This window comes from Klebsiella sp. R445 (assembly GCF_051131755.1).
GTDB lineage: Bacteria > Pseudomonadota > Gammaproteobacteria > Enterobacterales > Enterobacteriaceae > Klebsiella > Klebsiella lignicola.
In genome coordinates this window covers 4,788,605-4,803,658 of record NZ_CP180446.1, presented here as the reverse complement: position 1 = coordinate 4,803,658, position 15,054 = coordinate 4,788,605, and the positions used below count along the sequence as shown (strand labels likewise).

Sequence of the window (15,054 nt, the reverse complement as noted above, 5' to 3'; positions counted from 1 at the left end):
TTATTTTTGTTATTTATTACCCGCCAGGCGGAAGGTGAGATTATAGCGACAGTCCCCGGTCTGCGGATGATCCCCCGCTTTCAGCGGCTGAATACCGTGATAAAACAGGCGCGATTCACCGCCCCATACCACCACGTCGCCATGCTCCAGCAGCACCCGCTGCAGCGGGTCATTGCGGCGCAGGCCGCCAAACTGGAACACCGCCGGCAGCCCCAGCGACGCGGAAACAATCGGCGCCCGCAGATCGCGCTCATCTTTATCCTGATGCAACGAGAGTTTGGCGCCCGGCTGATAGCGGTTGATTAAACAGGCGTCTGGGGCAAAGCGCGAGTAGCCGCAGGCCAGCGCCGCCTCTGCCGCCAGCATCGCAAATAGCGTCGGCATCGGCGGCCAGTGCTGCCCGGTCAGCGGATCCTCAGGTGCATAAAGGTAGCCATGGTTATCGGTGGTCCAGCCCAGCGTGCCGCAGTTGGTCATCGCTACCGACATCGTATAGCCGCCCGGCGTCACCATCTGACGAAACGGCGAGCGGCTGGCGACCTCTGCGATAGCCTGTAGCAAAGCCGGCGCCTGCAAGGTGGCAAAGCGCCGCAAAATAACGGCTCCTGGTGCCAGCGCCTCTTGCCAGGGAGGCGTATCGGCAAATAAATCGAGCATTACGGCTCCTCACTGTGCGCTTCGCGCGTTAACAACTGGGCTTTGCGGGCCGTTCCCCAGCGATAACCCGAGAGCGCCCCGCCTTCACGGACCACCCGGTGACAGGGGATGACGATCGCCAACTTATTCGCCGCACAGGCACCCGCCACGGCTCTTACCGCACGCGGCTGACCGATGCTCTGCGCCACCTGGCGGTAGCTGCGGGTTTCTCCTGCCGGGATCTCGCGCAGCGCCTGCCAGACACGCAGCTGGAAAGCGGTGCCGCGAATATCCAGCGGTAGATCGATGGCCTGGCGGTGATCGTCCAGATGGGCGAAAACCTGCGCGACCCGCTGATGGAAATGCGCATCGCCAGGTATCAACCGCGCTTTGGGGAACAGGCGGACAAGCTCATCAAGCAGCGGACCATCGGCTTCCCCCGGCAGGACGGCGCACACGCCCCGCTCGCTTTCCGCGACCAGACAGCGGCCCACCGCGCAGTCGCCGAAGGTATAGACAATATCGATATCTTCACCGCCGCGGCGAAACTGACTGGCTGTCATGCCGAGCGCAGCATCGGCCTGGCGATAGTAGCTACTGCCATCAGGGAAACCGGCGGCCATCACCGCGGGCGTGACCTTTTCACCCTGCCCCAACGCCTCGCGTAAACGCCGCGCGCGCCACGCCTGCTGCCAGGCTTTTGGCGTCATACCGGTGACTGATTTGAACAAACGATGAAAATGGAACGGGCTGACCGCCAGCGCTTGCGCCAGTGTTTCAAGGGTCACCGGCGCATCTTGTTCCAGCAGGCGGCAGGCCCGAGTGACTTTGTCCACTTTCTGCTGCTGCGGGTCGATATTGTCCGGCTGGCAGCGTTTGCAGGGACGAAAGCCGTCCGCCACAGCCGCCTCGACGTCAGGATAAAAGCGCACGTTTACCCGCAGCGCCCGCCGCGAACGGCAGGAGGGACGGCAGCAGATACCGGTGGTCAACACAGCAAAAACAAACTGACCATCGGCGTTCGCATCGCGATCGCACACCGCCTGCCAGCGGCGCGCATCGGTATCAGCAATTATCGGTTTCATAACGGGCTCCTGCTTTAAGTGTATCGTCAGTCTGCATCGGCGCCGGTGAATAAAAACCCGAATTCTTGCGGTTTAATTTTTTTCGCCCACCAGGAAAGTGCGGAACTGCGGCGACATCCAGGTTGTAAACCCGTCGCCCTCTTTGACAATCATATAGACCGCCAGCCCCTGTTGACGCACTACTTCCTGAGCTTTCTGCGGCCCCAGCACCATCAGGCCGGTATCCCAACCATCTGCTTCCAGCGCCGTCGGAGCAATCACCGTCACCGACACCAGTTTGTGGTCGATGGGGCGGCCGGTTTGCGGGTCGATAACGTGCGAAATCCGCTTGCCATCGAGCTCATAATAGTTGCGATAGCTACCGGAGGTGCTGATCCCATGGCCGTTGATATCAACGATCGCCTGGACGGCATTTTCACGATCGGTCGGTTTTTGGATCGCCACCCGCCACGGTTGTCCGTCGCCGTTCATTCCCCGGCTCACCAGCGCACCGCCGACAGAAACCAGATAGCGCGAAATACCCTCCTGCTCCATCAGACGAGCCAGATGATCGGCGGCGTAGCCTTCACCCACGGTGGAGAGATCGACAAACAGATCCGCAATATCTTTTTGCAGATACTGGCGATCCGCATGGTTAATCACCGTCAGGTGCTGCAGTCCGGTGCGTGCTTTCGCGGCGGCGATCTGTTGCGGATCCGGTGTTTTCAGCGGTTGTTTATCGGGGCCAAATCCCCACAGATTAACCAGCGGCCCCACCGTAATATCCATGGCGCCATCGGTTTTCGCGCCGATGCGCAGCGACATCGTGACGATATCGGCCATCGCCTCGCTCACCGGCCAGGGTTCAGTGCCCGACGAGTGGTTAAAGCGCATCAGCGCCGAGTCGTTTTTCCAGGTGGACAGCAGGCGATCGTCAGCATCAAGCTGCGCCTGTACTTTCTGACGTAGCGCCTGGGCTTTTTGTTGGTCCACGTCAATCACGCTGACGCGCCAGAAGGTGCCCATGGTTTTGCCATCGAGGACGGTGGCGGTACGCGCTGGTGCGCTGGAGGTGGTGGCTGAATCACAGCCGGAAAGCAGTACGCAGACGCTAAGCAGCGCGGTACGGAAAAAAGTGATATCCATAAAGTCAGGTTCCTCTTGCTAAGGCGGCAAGATTACACCAGCAAGGTTAAACCGGGCATAAAAAAAGGCGCCAGAGGCGCCTTTTTCATAAACTTCGTGCAACTTAGAACTGGTAAACCAGGCCCAGTGCAACCACGTCGTCGGTAGAGATACCGGCGTTACGGGTGAAGTTGTTGTCATCCAGCAGGTTGATTTTGTAATCAACATAGGTAGACATGTTTTTGTTGAAGTAGTAGGTCGCACCCAGGTCAACGTATTTCAGGATATCCTGGTCACCGTAGGAGCCCATATCCTTACCTTTAGACTGCAGGTAAGCAACGGACGGACGCAGACCGAAGTCGAACTGGTACTGAGCAACCACTTCGAAGTTCTGTGCTTTGTTAGCAAAGCCCTGGTCACCCGCGCGAGTTGCGTTGTAAGTCTGGGTGTACTGAGTTGCCAGGTAGATGTTGTTCGCGTCGTATTTCAGGCCGCCGGTGTAGGTTTCAGCGTGGTCGCCTTCGCCCAGAACCATTGCGTTCTGATCGTCGGTACGTTTAGAGTTGGAGTACGCGAAACCAGCGCTGATGCCATCAAAGATGTCATAAGTTACAGAAGTACCGAAACCGTCGCCGTTCTGTTTCTGAGCGGTACGACCGTTGTTGGTCGCGCCTTCGCCGCTGACGCTGCCGTTTTTACCCTGGTACTGCAGAGCAAAGTTCAGGCCGTCAACCAGACCGAAGAAGTCAGAGTTACGGTAGGTAGCAACACCGTTAGCACGGGATTGCAGGAAGTTGTCAGAACCGTAGGTGTCACCGCCGAATTCCGGCAGAACGTCGGTCCAGGACGTTACGTCGTATACAACGCCGTAGTTACGACCGTAGTCGAAAGAACCTGCGTCGCCAAATTTCAGACCAGCAAATGCCAGACGAGTCCATGCCTGATCGCTGGAGCTTTCAGTGTTGTTCGCCTGAACGTTGTATTCCCACTGGCCGTAACCGGTCAGCTGGTCGTTGATCTGAGTTTCGCCTTTAACGCCAATACGCATGTAGGTCTGGTCGCCGTCTACGCTCTTGTCGTCAGAGAAGTAGTGCAGGCCATCGATTTTACCGTACAGGTCTAATTTATTGCCATCTTTGTTATAAATTTCAGCCGCATTTGCTGCGCCTGCTACCAGCAGAGCTGGTACCAGGAGGGACAGTACTTTAACTTTCATGTTATTAACCCTCTGTTTGTTATATGCCTTTTATTATGCCACTGCTTACTGATTACCCTTCTAATCAGTCGGCTATATTCATTGTGCTGTAAAATGCAGAATAATCCAACAAGAATATGATACGAAAACTTCTAAGGTGTTTCAAAATGCCCACAAGATGTTTCAATTTGTAAATTCAAGGGAACTTTTCTGCCCCACTAAAAATCATAAAAATAAGCACCAATAATCAAGAAAATAAATTTTCCCAATACACTTCATATAGTTATACCGCAACATCCGTATAGCACTGAATGACAAAACAAAAACCGCCCTTACGACTAGAATAATCCTCGCTATCATCATTAACTTTATTTATTACCGTCATTCAGTTCTGAATGTCTGTTTACCCCTATTTGAACCGGATGCCCTGCATTCGGTTTTTTTTTACCCTTCTTTACATATCTTGAATTTCCGCGTGTTATCCCCGAAAAAAATAACGTCTATTAATCAAACAATTCGCCGATAAGAAAATGCTCAAGATGGTAATTTCTTGTTATTTAGTGCTATTTATCCGTGAAATTCCGTAAATAATTGTACAATATTAACATTGCTGTACATCTTACCGACGTTCATTTTTTAAGATTATTCTCGCGATTGTACCCAAAATAATTCGAGTTGCTTGTGGGCGGCAAAGCCGTAAATCCCCAGGAGCTGACCCAGGTAAGTGGCTGGGGTGAACGGGTGCAGCCAACGCCCAGGCAACTTGAAGGATGAGGGTATAAACGTTGACGAACGGCAATCTGTAGTATGGATTTGATAAATTAGCCTTTATACTGCTTACAGTATTCACTCTGCTACCAGCCGCCTGGTGCAATGCCCTGCTTACACACATTGATGAGCCGCTTCGCCACACGATGACCCAGAAAAAATTCTCCCTGATGCCTGGCAGCATCACCCGCTTCTTCATTTTGATGGTTATCGTCCTGCTGGCGACGATGGGCGTTATGGTCCAAAGTGCGGTCAATACCTGGCTGAAAGATAAAAGTTATCAGGTCATCGACGTCAGTCATGCGCTACATAAACGCATCGACAGCTGGCGTTATGCCACCTGGCAGATTTACGACAATATCGCCGCGACCTCTACCAGTGCCGCCAGCGACGGTTTACAGGAAACGCGCCTGAAGCAGGATGTCTATTACCTGGAAAAACCGCGGCGCAAAACCGAAGCGCTGATATTCGGATCCCATGACAGTTCCACCCTGGAGATGACGCAAAAAATCTCCAGCTATCTCGACATCCTGTGGGGCGCGGAAACTATCCCGTGGTCGATGTACTACCTCAACGGCCTGGATAACAGCCTGATTCTGGTGTCGACGCTGCCGCTTAAGGACCTGTCATCCAGCTTTAAAGAGTCGACGATCACCAGCGTCGTCGAGTCCCGCCGCGCGGAGATGCTGCTGCAGGCCAACACCCTCGACGAGAGAGAAACCTTTTCGTCACTGCGCCGCCTGTCCTGGCAAAACGGCCACTATTTCACCTTGCGCACCACCTTTAACCAGCCGGGACACCTGGCGACCGTGGTGGCCTTCGATCTACCGATCAATGACCTGATACCGCCCGGCATGCTGCTGGATAATTTCCGGATTGAACCTGACCCGGCACAAAGCAGTGCCACCAGTCCAGATAAAGAAGTCTCTGATAGCATTAGTATCGACTTTAACGGCACCAAAATTGAGATGACCACCAGCATCAATACCACCGGCATGCGCCTGATTTGGGTCGTTCCGTTCGGTACCTTGATCATGGAATCGCTGCAGAATGTTCTGCTACCGCTGCTGCTGATTATCGGCCTGCTGGCGTTAACCCTGTTCGGCTTTACCACCTTCCGTCACTATGGCGGCCGCACGCGTCAGACCGGCACCGGCGTCTCCGCTGCCGCCACTAGCGAATTACGCACCCAACGCGCCATTAATGAAGAGATTGTCTCGTTGCTGCCGCTGGGGTTGCTGGTCCACGACCAGGAAACTAACCGCACGATAATCAGTAACCCGATAGCCGATCACCTGCTGCCGCATCTTAATCTGCAAAACATTACCAATATGGCGGACCAGCATCAGGGGGTGATTCAGGCGACGATCAACAACGAGCTGTTTGAAATTCGCCTCTATCGCAGCCAGGTTGCCCCGCGCACGCAGATCTTCATTATTCGCGATCAGGACCGGGAAGTTCTGGTCAATAAAAAACTCAAGCAGGCTCAGCGTCTGTATGAGAAAAACCAGCAGGGTCGCGCGGCATTTATGGCGCATATCGGCAGCGCCCTGAAGGCACCGGCGCAAAGCCTGGCGGAAGAAGCTGCGGCCCTCGGCATCGAGCACAGCCGCAGGCTGTCGCAACATGCGGACCAGTTGGTGCAGTTAGTCGATGATATTCAGCTGGCTAATCTGCTGGAGAGCGACAACTGGAAAAGCCAGTCGGCGCTGTTCTCGATTCAGGAACTGATCGATGAAGTGGTGCCTGAAGTCCTGCCGGTGATCAAACGTAAAGGGTTACAGCTGCTGATTAACAACGCGCTGCCGGCCAATGAACAGCGTTATGGCGATCGTGACGCGCTGCGCCGCACCTTGTTGATGCTTATTCAATATTCGGTGACCACCACGCAAATTGGCAAAATCACCCTCGACGTGAGTAAAGATGAGTCGGCCGACGACCGGCTGACCTTCCGTATCCTGGATACCGGCAACGGCGTATCCGGCAACGAAATCGACAACATGCACTTCCCGTTCCTTAACGAGACCCAGTCCGATCTGTATGGCAAAGCCAACGCCCTCACCTTCTGGCTCTGCGATCGTCTGACGCGCAAGCTGGGAGGTCAGCTGAATATTAAGGCACGAGAGTCGCTGGGCACCCGCTATTCATTGCATCTCAAAATGCCGGCCAGCGGCGAAGCGGCCGAGGCGGGAGAACACCTGCTGGATGATGTGGTGGTGATGCTGGATATTACCGCCCAGGAAGTGCGGAAAATCGTGGTACGCCAGCTAGAAAACTGGGGAGCGACCTGCATCACCCCGGACGAGCGGCTGACAAGTCAAGAATACGATCTGTTTTTAACAGATAATCCGTCTAATCTTACTGCTTCCGGCTTGCTTTTAAGCGATGATGAGGTTGGGATACGCAAAATTGGCCCAGGACAACTGTGTGTCAACTTTAATATCAGCACAGCCATGCAGGAAGCGATTCTGCAACTGATTGAACAGCAGCTGGCGCAGGAAGAGGAGCAATCCACCCCTGCTGGAAGCGAAAGTAACGCCGAACTCCACGCCAGCGGCTATTACGCACTATTTGCCGACACGGTTCCGGATGATGTTCAGAGACTGTATACTGAACTGGCAACCAGCGATTTAGCTGCGCTGGCGCAGACAGCGCACCGCCTCAAAGGGGCGTTTGCTATGCTTAATCTGATACCCGGCAAACAGTTATGTGAAACGCTAGAGCATCTGATTCGCGAGAAAGATGTGCAAGGCATAGAAAAATATATCAGCGACATTGACGTCTACGTCAAGAGCTTGCTGTAGCAAGGTAGCCTATACATGAACACGATGAACGTAATTATTGCCGATGACCACCCGATCGTACTGTTCGGTATTCGTAAATCCCTTGAGCAAATCGAGTGGGTAAACGTTGTTGGCGAATTTGAAGATTCGACTGCACTGATCAACAATCTGCCCAAATTAGACGCCCACGTACTGATTACCGACCTGTCGATGCCCGGTGACAAATACGGTGACGGGATCACCTTGATCAAATATATCAAGCGTCACTTCCCTGACCTGTCGATCATCGTCCTGACGATGAACAACAACCCGGCGATCCTCAGCGCGGTGCTGGATCTGGATATCGAAGGGATCGTGCTGAAACAAGGCGCGCCGACCGATCTGCCAAAAGCGCTGGCCGCCCTGCAGAAAGGCAAAAAATTCACCCCGGAAAGCGTTGCGCGCCTGCTGGAGAAAATCAGCGCCAGCGGTTACGGTGATAAACGCCTGTCGCCGAAAGAAAGCGAAGTGCTGCGCCTGTTCGCCGAAGGCTTCCTCGTGACCGAGATTGCCAAAAAGCTGAACCGCAGCATCAAAACCATCAGCAGCCAGAAAAAATCGGCCATGATGAAGCTGGGCGTTGAGAACGACATTGCCCTGCTGAACTACCTCTCTTCCGTGACGCTGAGCGCCACCGACAAAGAGTAATTGTTCTGCTACCCGGATGATGGCGCCACGCGCCTTCTCCGGGTAAGAATCCCACCAGCCTTCACGCGCCAAAAACCACGCCCCAAAATCGGGCGCTTATCCCCTCTCTTTTCGTACCCGGGCGGCATACAATGCCAACGTCTTCTTGATGATATCGAGGGTCACCGGCTTCGACAGGCAGTTATCCATACCCGATTCCAGACAGCGCTGCTTCTCTTCGGCCAGGGCGTTGGCCGTTACCCCGATCACCGGTAGCTTCATGCCCAGCTCGCGAATACGCTGCGTCAGACGGTAGCCGTCCATATTCGGCATATTGACATCACTCAGCACAATATCGATATGCTGTTTAGCCAATACAGCCAGCGCATCGACCCCGTCGTTCGCCGTCACGCACTGATACCCCAGTGAACCCAGCTGGTCTGCCAGCAGTCGGCGGTTAATCGGATGGTCATCCACCACCAGAATCATCATGTCGTCATTGCTGGCGGTGTGCGTTTCCGGCGCCGCCAGCGCAGGACCGTGTTCCGGTGTGGTCACAGCGACGTGGAAAATATGCCCCAGTAGCGGAATCAGCTCATGTGGCGTTGTAACGCTATGCAGCCATTCGCCCGGAGCTCGCTCTTGCGGAATGCCAATATGACGGCGGCAGAAAATCACCGTTGCCCCGTCCTGCCAGCGCGGATCCGGCTGGTCGTCGGTCAGCAGGATGTCATCTACCCCAGGAGCCTGTCCGTCATAGTCGCAGACCTGAATGCCGTGGTACTTAAGCAGCGAGGCCACAAACATCGCCAGTGAGGTATTGCGAATCGCCAGCCAACAGCATTTTCCTGCCAGCCCCTCGACGCTCATCGGCTGGCGGTTTTGCACACCGTATAATGGAATGCGGATGGTAAAACGACTGCCCATGCCCGGCTCGGTCTCGACGGCAATATCGCCGTCCATCATGTTGATAAGCTTTTCGCAGATCGCCAGCCCCAGCCCGGTGCCCTGGAAGTTGCGCTGTACGCCGGTCCCCACCTGGAAGAACGGATCGAACAGGCGCACCACCTCTTTCGCCGGGATCCCTTCCCCGGTGTCCCGGACGCTGATCTGCAGATAGTCGCCGGCACGCTGGACATGCAGAATGATACAGCCAGTATCGGTAAACTTAATGGCATTGCTTAAAAGGTTGGAAATCACCTGCTGCAGGCGCATCGGGTCACCGGACATCAACTGCGGCACATCGGGTTCAATAAAGCAGTACAGCCCGAGCTGCTTGCGCACCACCAGCGGCAAATAGTTGGCGGAGATATGGTTCATCACCTCACGGGGCGAGAACTCTTCCGGTTCTATTTTCAGCTGCTCGGACTCAATTTTCGAGAAATCGAGAATGTCGCTGATGATCTTCAGCAACAGGCTGGAGGAGTTATTCATCGCCGTGACCAGGCGATCGACGCCCTTAGGCAGCTCTTTGGTCTGTAATAAATCGAGGTTACCGATAATGCCGTACAGCGGCGTGCGCAGCTCATGGCTGACGGTCGCGAGGAACATCGATTTTGACTGGCTGGCCTGCTCTGCGGCCTGCGCCATCTCCTGCAGTGACTCTTCCATTTTCACGCGGGCGCTGACGTCGACCAGCACGCAGATCGCCACGTTTTCATTGCGATAGCGGGAATGGACAAAGCTGATTTGCAGATTGGTGTTATTGCTGGTCAACACGTCAACGAAGTTAACCTGCTGCCCACATATTATCTGCGTTAAACGCTGTCGATCCTCATGGGTCAGCATATTGAGATAGTTATGCGCCAGCTCGTTACTCAGAATGTTAGTACCGTCGAGGGTGCGCAGAATGCAGATCCCCACCGGCGCTGAAGCAACAATTTTGCGGTTAAACTGCTCGTGTTCTTCCAGGCGCTGGGCGTCGGTTTCCGCCGGGATAAAAATCCGCCGCTCATACATCCGTGCCAGCGCGAAGAGGATCGCCCCGGTGAGGATGTTCAGGATCACCGCATTAATAATCAGCATCCGGATGCGTTCAAGAACCTGATCGACCGACACCGAATAGACGATACTTAATGATGACGGCGGCAGGCTTTTCTTCATCGCCAGCTCGCGGAAACCGGCGGTATAGCCAAACCAGATGCGCTCCTGCATCCAGCGGGCTTCGCTCTTGATTTTGTTATCCGGCCCGGCAAGGGAGATCATCGGCTGACCGTTATCGTCGAGGATCGTTACGCTCATCGGCAGGCTGCCCGGCGTAAAGAAGCTCTCCATACGGATGGTTTGCTCAATCCCCAGCAGCGCCTGCAGACGGTTCGCCATGTAGACCGGCGTCAAGGCATAAAAATAGCCCATCCCCGGACGCATGCCCTGGCTTATCCAGAACAGATTGCTGCCACGCTCGTTTTGCGGGGCATCGCGATACTGTTCGATGCGCTGGTGCAGGACTTTTAAGGCCTGGTCTCGCTCCACCGGCATTTCGCGCAAGCCAAAGTTAGCCATACACAGATTGTCGCTGCCAATCAAAAAGATGCGGTTCAGGTCATAGGCGGCGGAAAAATTATCGCGCCAGTAGCGCATAAACCACGCCAGCGATTGCAGGGAGTTGCGCCAGGTCGTGCTCATCGTCCCGCAATCGGAATCAGGATACAGCGGTTCGAAATCAGGGATGGCGATGTTGCCATTCTCAGACGGCGAAATACCACCCTCGCCACCGCCTGCCGGCCGGTTCCCGGCGACATATTTCAACTCTTTAATCACATCGGCCGTACGCTGGATATAGCGCTGCGCCTGATCGGCATTGAGATTAAATTCCTGACGGATCTCAGACTCTCTGTCATGCAGGGCATTGACGATATAGAACACTGAAACGAAAGCGATAAGCATCCACAGCAGCACCGCCAGCGCTCTGAACAAATAGCGCGAAACCTTCAGGGTGGTATGAAAAGAGGCAAGATATTTCAATGGGGCGATACTCGGCCGTCAGGGACTCAACAGAATGGGGTTAAGGTAGCGGTAAACACGTCTTGTCGCAACGTTATACTCTCTGGATTTCACGTTCGACAACCCACCACAACCGGAAAACAAAAAGGGCCGGGAGATATCCCGACCCTTCTGGCATCACAACCGAAGATTATTCTTCGTCTTCGGCGATGTCATCATCAGTATCAGCATCGCTTTCTGGCGCGATTTCATCGTCGCCTTCCGCTACGCTGCCATCGATGGCATCCAGCTCTTCGTCATCTACCGGCTCGGCAACACGCTGCAGACCGACGACGTTTTCATCTTCCGCGGTACGGATCAGAATAACGCCCTGGGTATTACGACCGACGATGCTGACTTCCGATACGCGAGTACGCACCAGGGTACCCGCATCGGTGATCATCATGATCTGATCGCAATCATCTACCTGCACAGCCCCAACGACGGAACCGTTACGCTCGGTCACTTTGATCGAGATAACGCCCTGAGTCGCACGCGACTTCGTCGGATACTCTTCCGCTGCCGTACGCTTACCGTAACCATTTTGCGTCACGGTCAGGATAGCGCCTTCGCCACGAGGAATAATCAACGAGACGACTTTGTCTTCGCCCGCCAGCTTGATGCCGCGAACGCCGGTAGCGGTACGGCCCATGGCACGCACTGCGCTTTCTTTAAAGCGCACCACTTTACCGGCCGCAGAGAACAGCATGGCTTCGTCGTTACCGTTGGTCAGGTCAACGCCAATCAGCTCATCGCCATCATTGAGGTTAACAGCAATGATACCGGCTGAACGCGGACGGCTGAACTCGGTGAGCGCGGTTTTCTTGACGGTACCGCTGGCGGTAGCCATAAAGACGTTCACGCCCTCTTCATATTCGCGTACCGGCAGAATCGCGGTAATACGTTCATCGGCTTCCAACGGCAACAGGTTGACGATTGGACGGCCACGCGCGCCACGGCTCGCTTCCGGCAGTTGATAGACCTTCATCCAGTAGAGACGACCACGGCTGGAGAAGCAGAGGATCGTATCGTGGGTGTTGGCCACCAGCAGGCGGTCGATGAAGTCTTCTTCTTTAATACGAGCGGCTGATTTACCTTTGCCACCGCGGCGCTGCGCTTCATAGTCAGTCAGCGGCTGATACTTCACATAGCCCTGGTGAGACAGGGTGACCACCACATCTTCCTGGTTGATCAGATCTTCAATGTTGATATCCGCGGTGTTGGCGGTGATCTCAGTGCGACGCTGGTCGCCGAACTGTTCGCGCATCGCTTCCAGCTCTTCACGGATCACTTCCATCAGACGGTCGGCGCTGCCAAGAATATGCAGCAGCTCAGCAATCTGTTCCAGCAGCTCTTTGTATTCGTCGAGCAGTTTTTCATGCTCAAGGCCGGTCAGTTTCTGCAAGCGCAGATCCAGAATCGCCTGTGCCTGCTGTTCGGTCAGATAGTATTGACCGTCACGCACGCCAAACTCTGGCTCCAGCCACTCCGGACGCGCGGCATCATCACCAGCACGCTCGAGCATGGCGGAGACGTTACCCAGATCCCAGGAACGGGCAACCAGACCGGCTTTCGCTTCGGCCGGAGTCGGCGCGCGGCGAATCAGTTCGATAATCGGATCGATGTTGGCCAGCGCAACCGCCAGCGCTTCAAGGATATGTGCACGATCGCGAGCTTTACGCAGTTCAAAAATAGTACGACGCGTTACCACTTCACGGCGGTGACGCACGAACGCCGAAAGAATATCTTTCAGGTTCATGATCTTCGGCTGACCATGGTGCAGTGCAACCATGTTGATGCCGAAAGAGGTCTGCAGCTGAGTCAGAGAGTACAGGTTGTTCAGCACCACCTCACCCACCGCATCACGCTTGATCTCAATCACAATGCGCATGCCGTCTTTATCAGACTCATCGCGCAGGGCGCTGATCCCTTCCAGACGCTTCTCTTTCACCAGCTCGGCCATTTTCTCGATCAGGCGCGCTTTGTTCACCTGATACGGAATTTCATGCACGATGATGGTTTCACGGCCGGTTTTGGCGTCGGTTTCTACCTCTGCGCGGGCGCGAATATAAATTTTGCCACGACCGGTACGGTACGCTTCCTCGATACCACGACGACCATTAATAATGGCGGCGGTCGGGAAGTCTGGGCCCGGGATGTGTTCCATCAGCCCTTCGACGGAGATGTCTTCATCGTCGATATAGGCCAGGCAGCCGTTGATCACTTCCGTCAGGTTGTGTGGCGGAATATTGGTCGCCATCCCGACTGCGATACCGGATGAACCGTTTACCAGCAGGTTAGGGATTTTGGTCGGCATGACGTCAGGGATGCGCTCCGTGCCATCATAGTTGTCTACGAAATCAACCGTCTCTTTTTCGAGGTCGGCCATCAGCTCGTGGGCGATTTTCGACATACGGATTTCCGTATAACGCATCGCTGCGGCGGAGTCGCCATCGACAGAACCGAAGTTACCCTGTCCATCGACCAGCATATAACGCAGGGAGAATGGCTGTGCCATACGTACGATGGTGTCATAAACGGCGGTATCACCATGCGGGTGGTATTTACCGATGACGTCACCCACGACACGGGCAGATTTTTTATAGGCTTTGTTCCAGTCATTGCCCAATACGTTCATGGCGTAAAGCACGCGACGGTGTACCGGTTTCAGGCCATCTCGGACATCCGGCAGCGCACGGCCAACAATGACCGACATCGCATAATCCAGATAGGAGCTCTTTAGCTCTTCCTCAATGTTGACCGGTGTAATTTCTCTCGCAAGGTCGCTCATCTAACCGCTATCCCTCTACTGTGTCCCGGATTCAAAGGTCGCAAATTATAACACAGCCGCGGTGATACGGGTAAACCTATACCCAATGATTTTCGCTCGGGATCAAGATGGGATAGACGGTTTATTCATGCCAGCCAACTGATATACTCGCCAGTCTGAACAGATAAGGAGTAATTGCGCCCATGAATGCCGAAAAACAGCCGGTGGCCCACAACGTTGATCATCAAGAAATCGCTAAATTTGAAGCCGTCGCCTCGCGCTGGTGGGATTTAGAGGGTGAGTTCAAGCCTTTACACCGCATCAACCCGCTGCGTCTGGGCTATATCGCACAGCGTTCTGGCGGCCTGTTTGGCAAAAAAGTGCTCGATGTCGGTTGCGGCGGCGGGATTCTGGCGGAGAGCATGGCGCGTGAAGGCGCGACGGTGACCGGCCTCGACATGGGCTTTGAACCTCTGCAGGTGGCGAAGCTGCATGCGCTGGAAAGCGGCGTTCAGGTTGAATATGTCCAGGAAACCGTAGAAGAACACGCGGCTAAACATGCCCAGCAGTACGATGTGGTGACCTGCATGGAGATGCTGGAGCACGTACCCGACCCGCAATCGGTGGTCCATGCCTGCGCGCGGCTGGTCAAACCCGGCGGCCAGGTCTTCTTCTCTACCATCAACCGCAACGGTAAAGCCTGGTTGATGGCGGTGATCGGCGCCGAATACGTGATGAAAATGGTGCCCAAAGGCACCCATGACGTGAAAAAATTCATCAAGCCGGCAGAGCTAATCAGTTGGGTTGATCAGACTATTCTCAAAGAGCAGCATATTACCGGCCTGCATTACAATCCGCTGACCAATACCTTCAAGCTGGCACCGGGGGTAGATGTTAACTATATGTTGCATACAACCGCAAAAAGCGCATAACGTCAGCACTATTTCGTATGGTAACCAGTCGATGATTGCGCGGTATCAAGCCGCGTAATTTTCGCATCCGTTGAAGAAATCAGCACTCGATCAAATTTTCATTTTTATTTTCCAGTTTATTGACATCTTCGCC

9 protein-coding genes are annotated in these 15,054 nt (G+C 54.5%); 3 read left to right on the top strand and 6 right to left on the bottom strand.

Annotated features, from left to right (window positions below):
• Window positions 1-9 precede the first annotated feature (9 nt).
• From alkB to ACMYSN_RS22670, 4 genes are all read right to left on the bottom strand, one after another.
• Window positions 10-657, bottom strand: a complete 648-nt coding sequence (gene alkB / locus ACMYSN_RS22685) for an alpha-ketoglutarate-dependent dioxygenase AlkB (RefSeq protein WP_462496246.1) — start codon at window positions 655-657, stop codon at window positions 10-12.
• The gene (gene ada, locus ACMYSN_RS22680) at window positions 657-1,721 is read right to left on the bottom strand and encodes a bifunctional DNA-binding transcriptional regulator/O6-methylguanine-DNA methyltransferase Ada (RefSeq protein ID WP_462496245.1); all 1,065 of its coding nucleotides are present in this window, start codon (window positions 1,719-1,721) and stop codon (window positions 657-659) included. Before ada ends, alkB begins: the two co-directional genes overlap by 1 nt.
• A gap of 72 nt (window positions 1,722-1,793) precedes the next feature.
• Window positions 1,794-2,846 (bottom strand): FAD:protein FMN transferase, encoded by a 1,053-nt coding sequence (gene apbE, locus ACMYSN_RS22675; protein ID WP_462496244.1) that lies wholly within the window; start codon window positions 2,844-2,846, stop codon window positions 1,794-1,796.
• Window positions 2,847-2,949: 103 nt separating this feature from the next.
• Window positions 2,950-4,041 (bottom strand): porin OmpC, encoded by a 1,092-nt coding sequence (locus ACMYSN_RS22670; RefSeq protein ID WP_462496243.1) that lies wholly within the window; start codon window positions 4,039-4,041, stop codon window positions 2,950-2,952.
• 893 nt (window positions 4,042-4,934) lie between these two features.
• Here ACMYSN_RS22670 and rcsD point away from each other — a divergent pair.
• Both rcsD and rcsB read left to right on the top strand, forming a co-directional pair.
• Complete coding sequence (rcsD, locus tag ACMYSN_RS22665) at window positions 4,935-7,592, top strand: phosphotransferase RcsD (RefSeq protein WP_462496242.1); 2,658 nt, start codon at window positions 4,935-4,937, stop codon at window positions 7,590-7,592.
• Between the two features lie 15 nt (window positions 7,593-7,607).
• On the top strand, window positions 7,608-8,258 hold the full coding sequence (gene rcsB, locus ACMYSN_RS22660; protein WP_123755198.1) for a response regulator transcription factor RcsB: 651 nt from the start codon (window positions 7,608-7,610) through the stop codon (window positions 8,256-8,258).
• 96 nt (window positions 8,259-8,354) lie between these two features.
• Here the strand turns inward: rcsB and rcsC are convergent, their stop codons facing one another.
• Together rcsC and gyrA are read right to left on the bottom strand one after the other, a co-directional pair.
• Complete coding sequence (gene rcsC, locus ACMYSN_RS22655) at window positions 8,355-11,201, bottom strand: two-component system sensor histidine kinase RcsC (RefSeq protein ID WP_462496241.1); 2,847 nt, start codon at window positions 11,199-11,201, stop codon at window positions 8,355-8,357.
• 169 nt (window positions 11,202-11,370) lie between these two features.
• Window positions 11,371-14,010: a DNA topoisomerase (ATP-hydrolyzing) subunit A gene (gyrA, locus tag ACMYSN_RS22650; RefSeq protein WP_462496240.1), complete on the bottom strand. Its 2,640-nt coding sequence runs from the start codon at window positions 14,008-14,010 to the stop codon at window positions 11,371-11,373.
• Window positions 14,011-14,192: 182 nt separating this feature from the next.
• On the opposite strand from gyrA, the gene ubiG reads away from it, so the two are divergent.
• On the top strand, window positions 14,193-14,921 hold the full coding sequence (gene ubiG / locus ACMYSN_RS22645; protein ID WP_462496239.1) for a bifunctional 2-polyprenyl-6-hydroxyphenol methylase/3-demethylubiquinol 3-O-methyltransferase UbiG: 729 nt from the start codon (window positions 14,193-14,195) through the stop codon (window positions 14,919-14,921).
• Window positions 14,922-15,054: the final 133 nt, after the last annotated feature.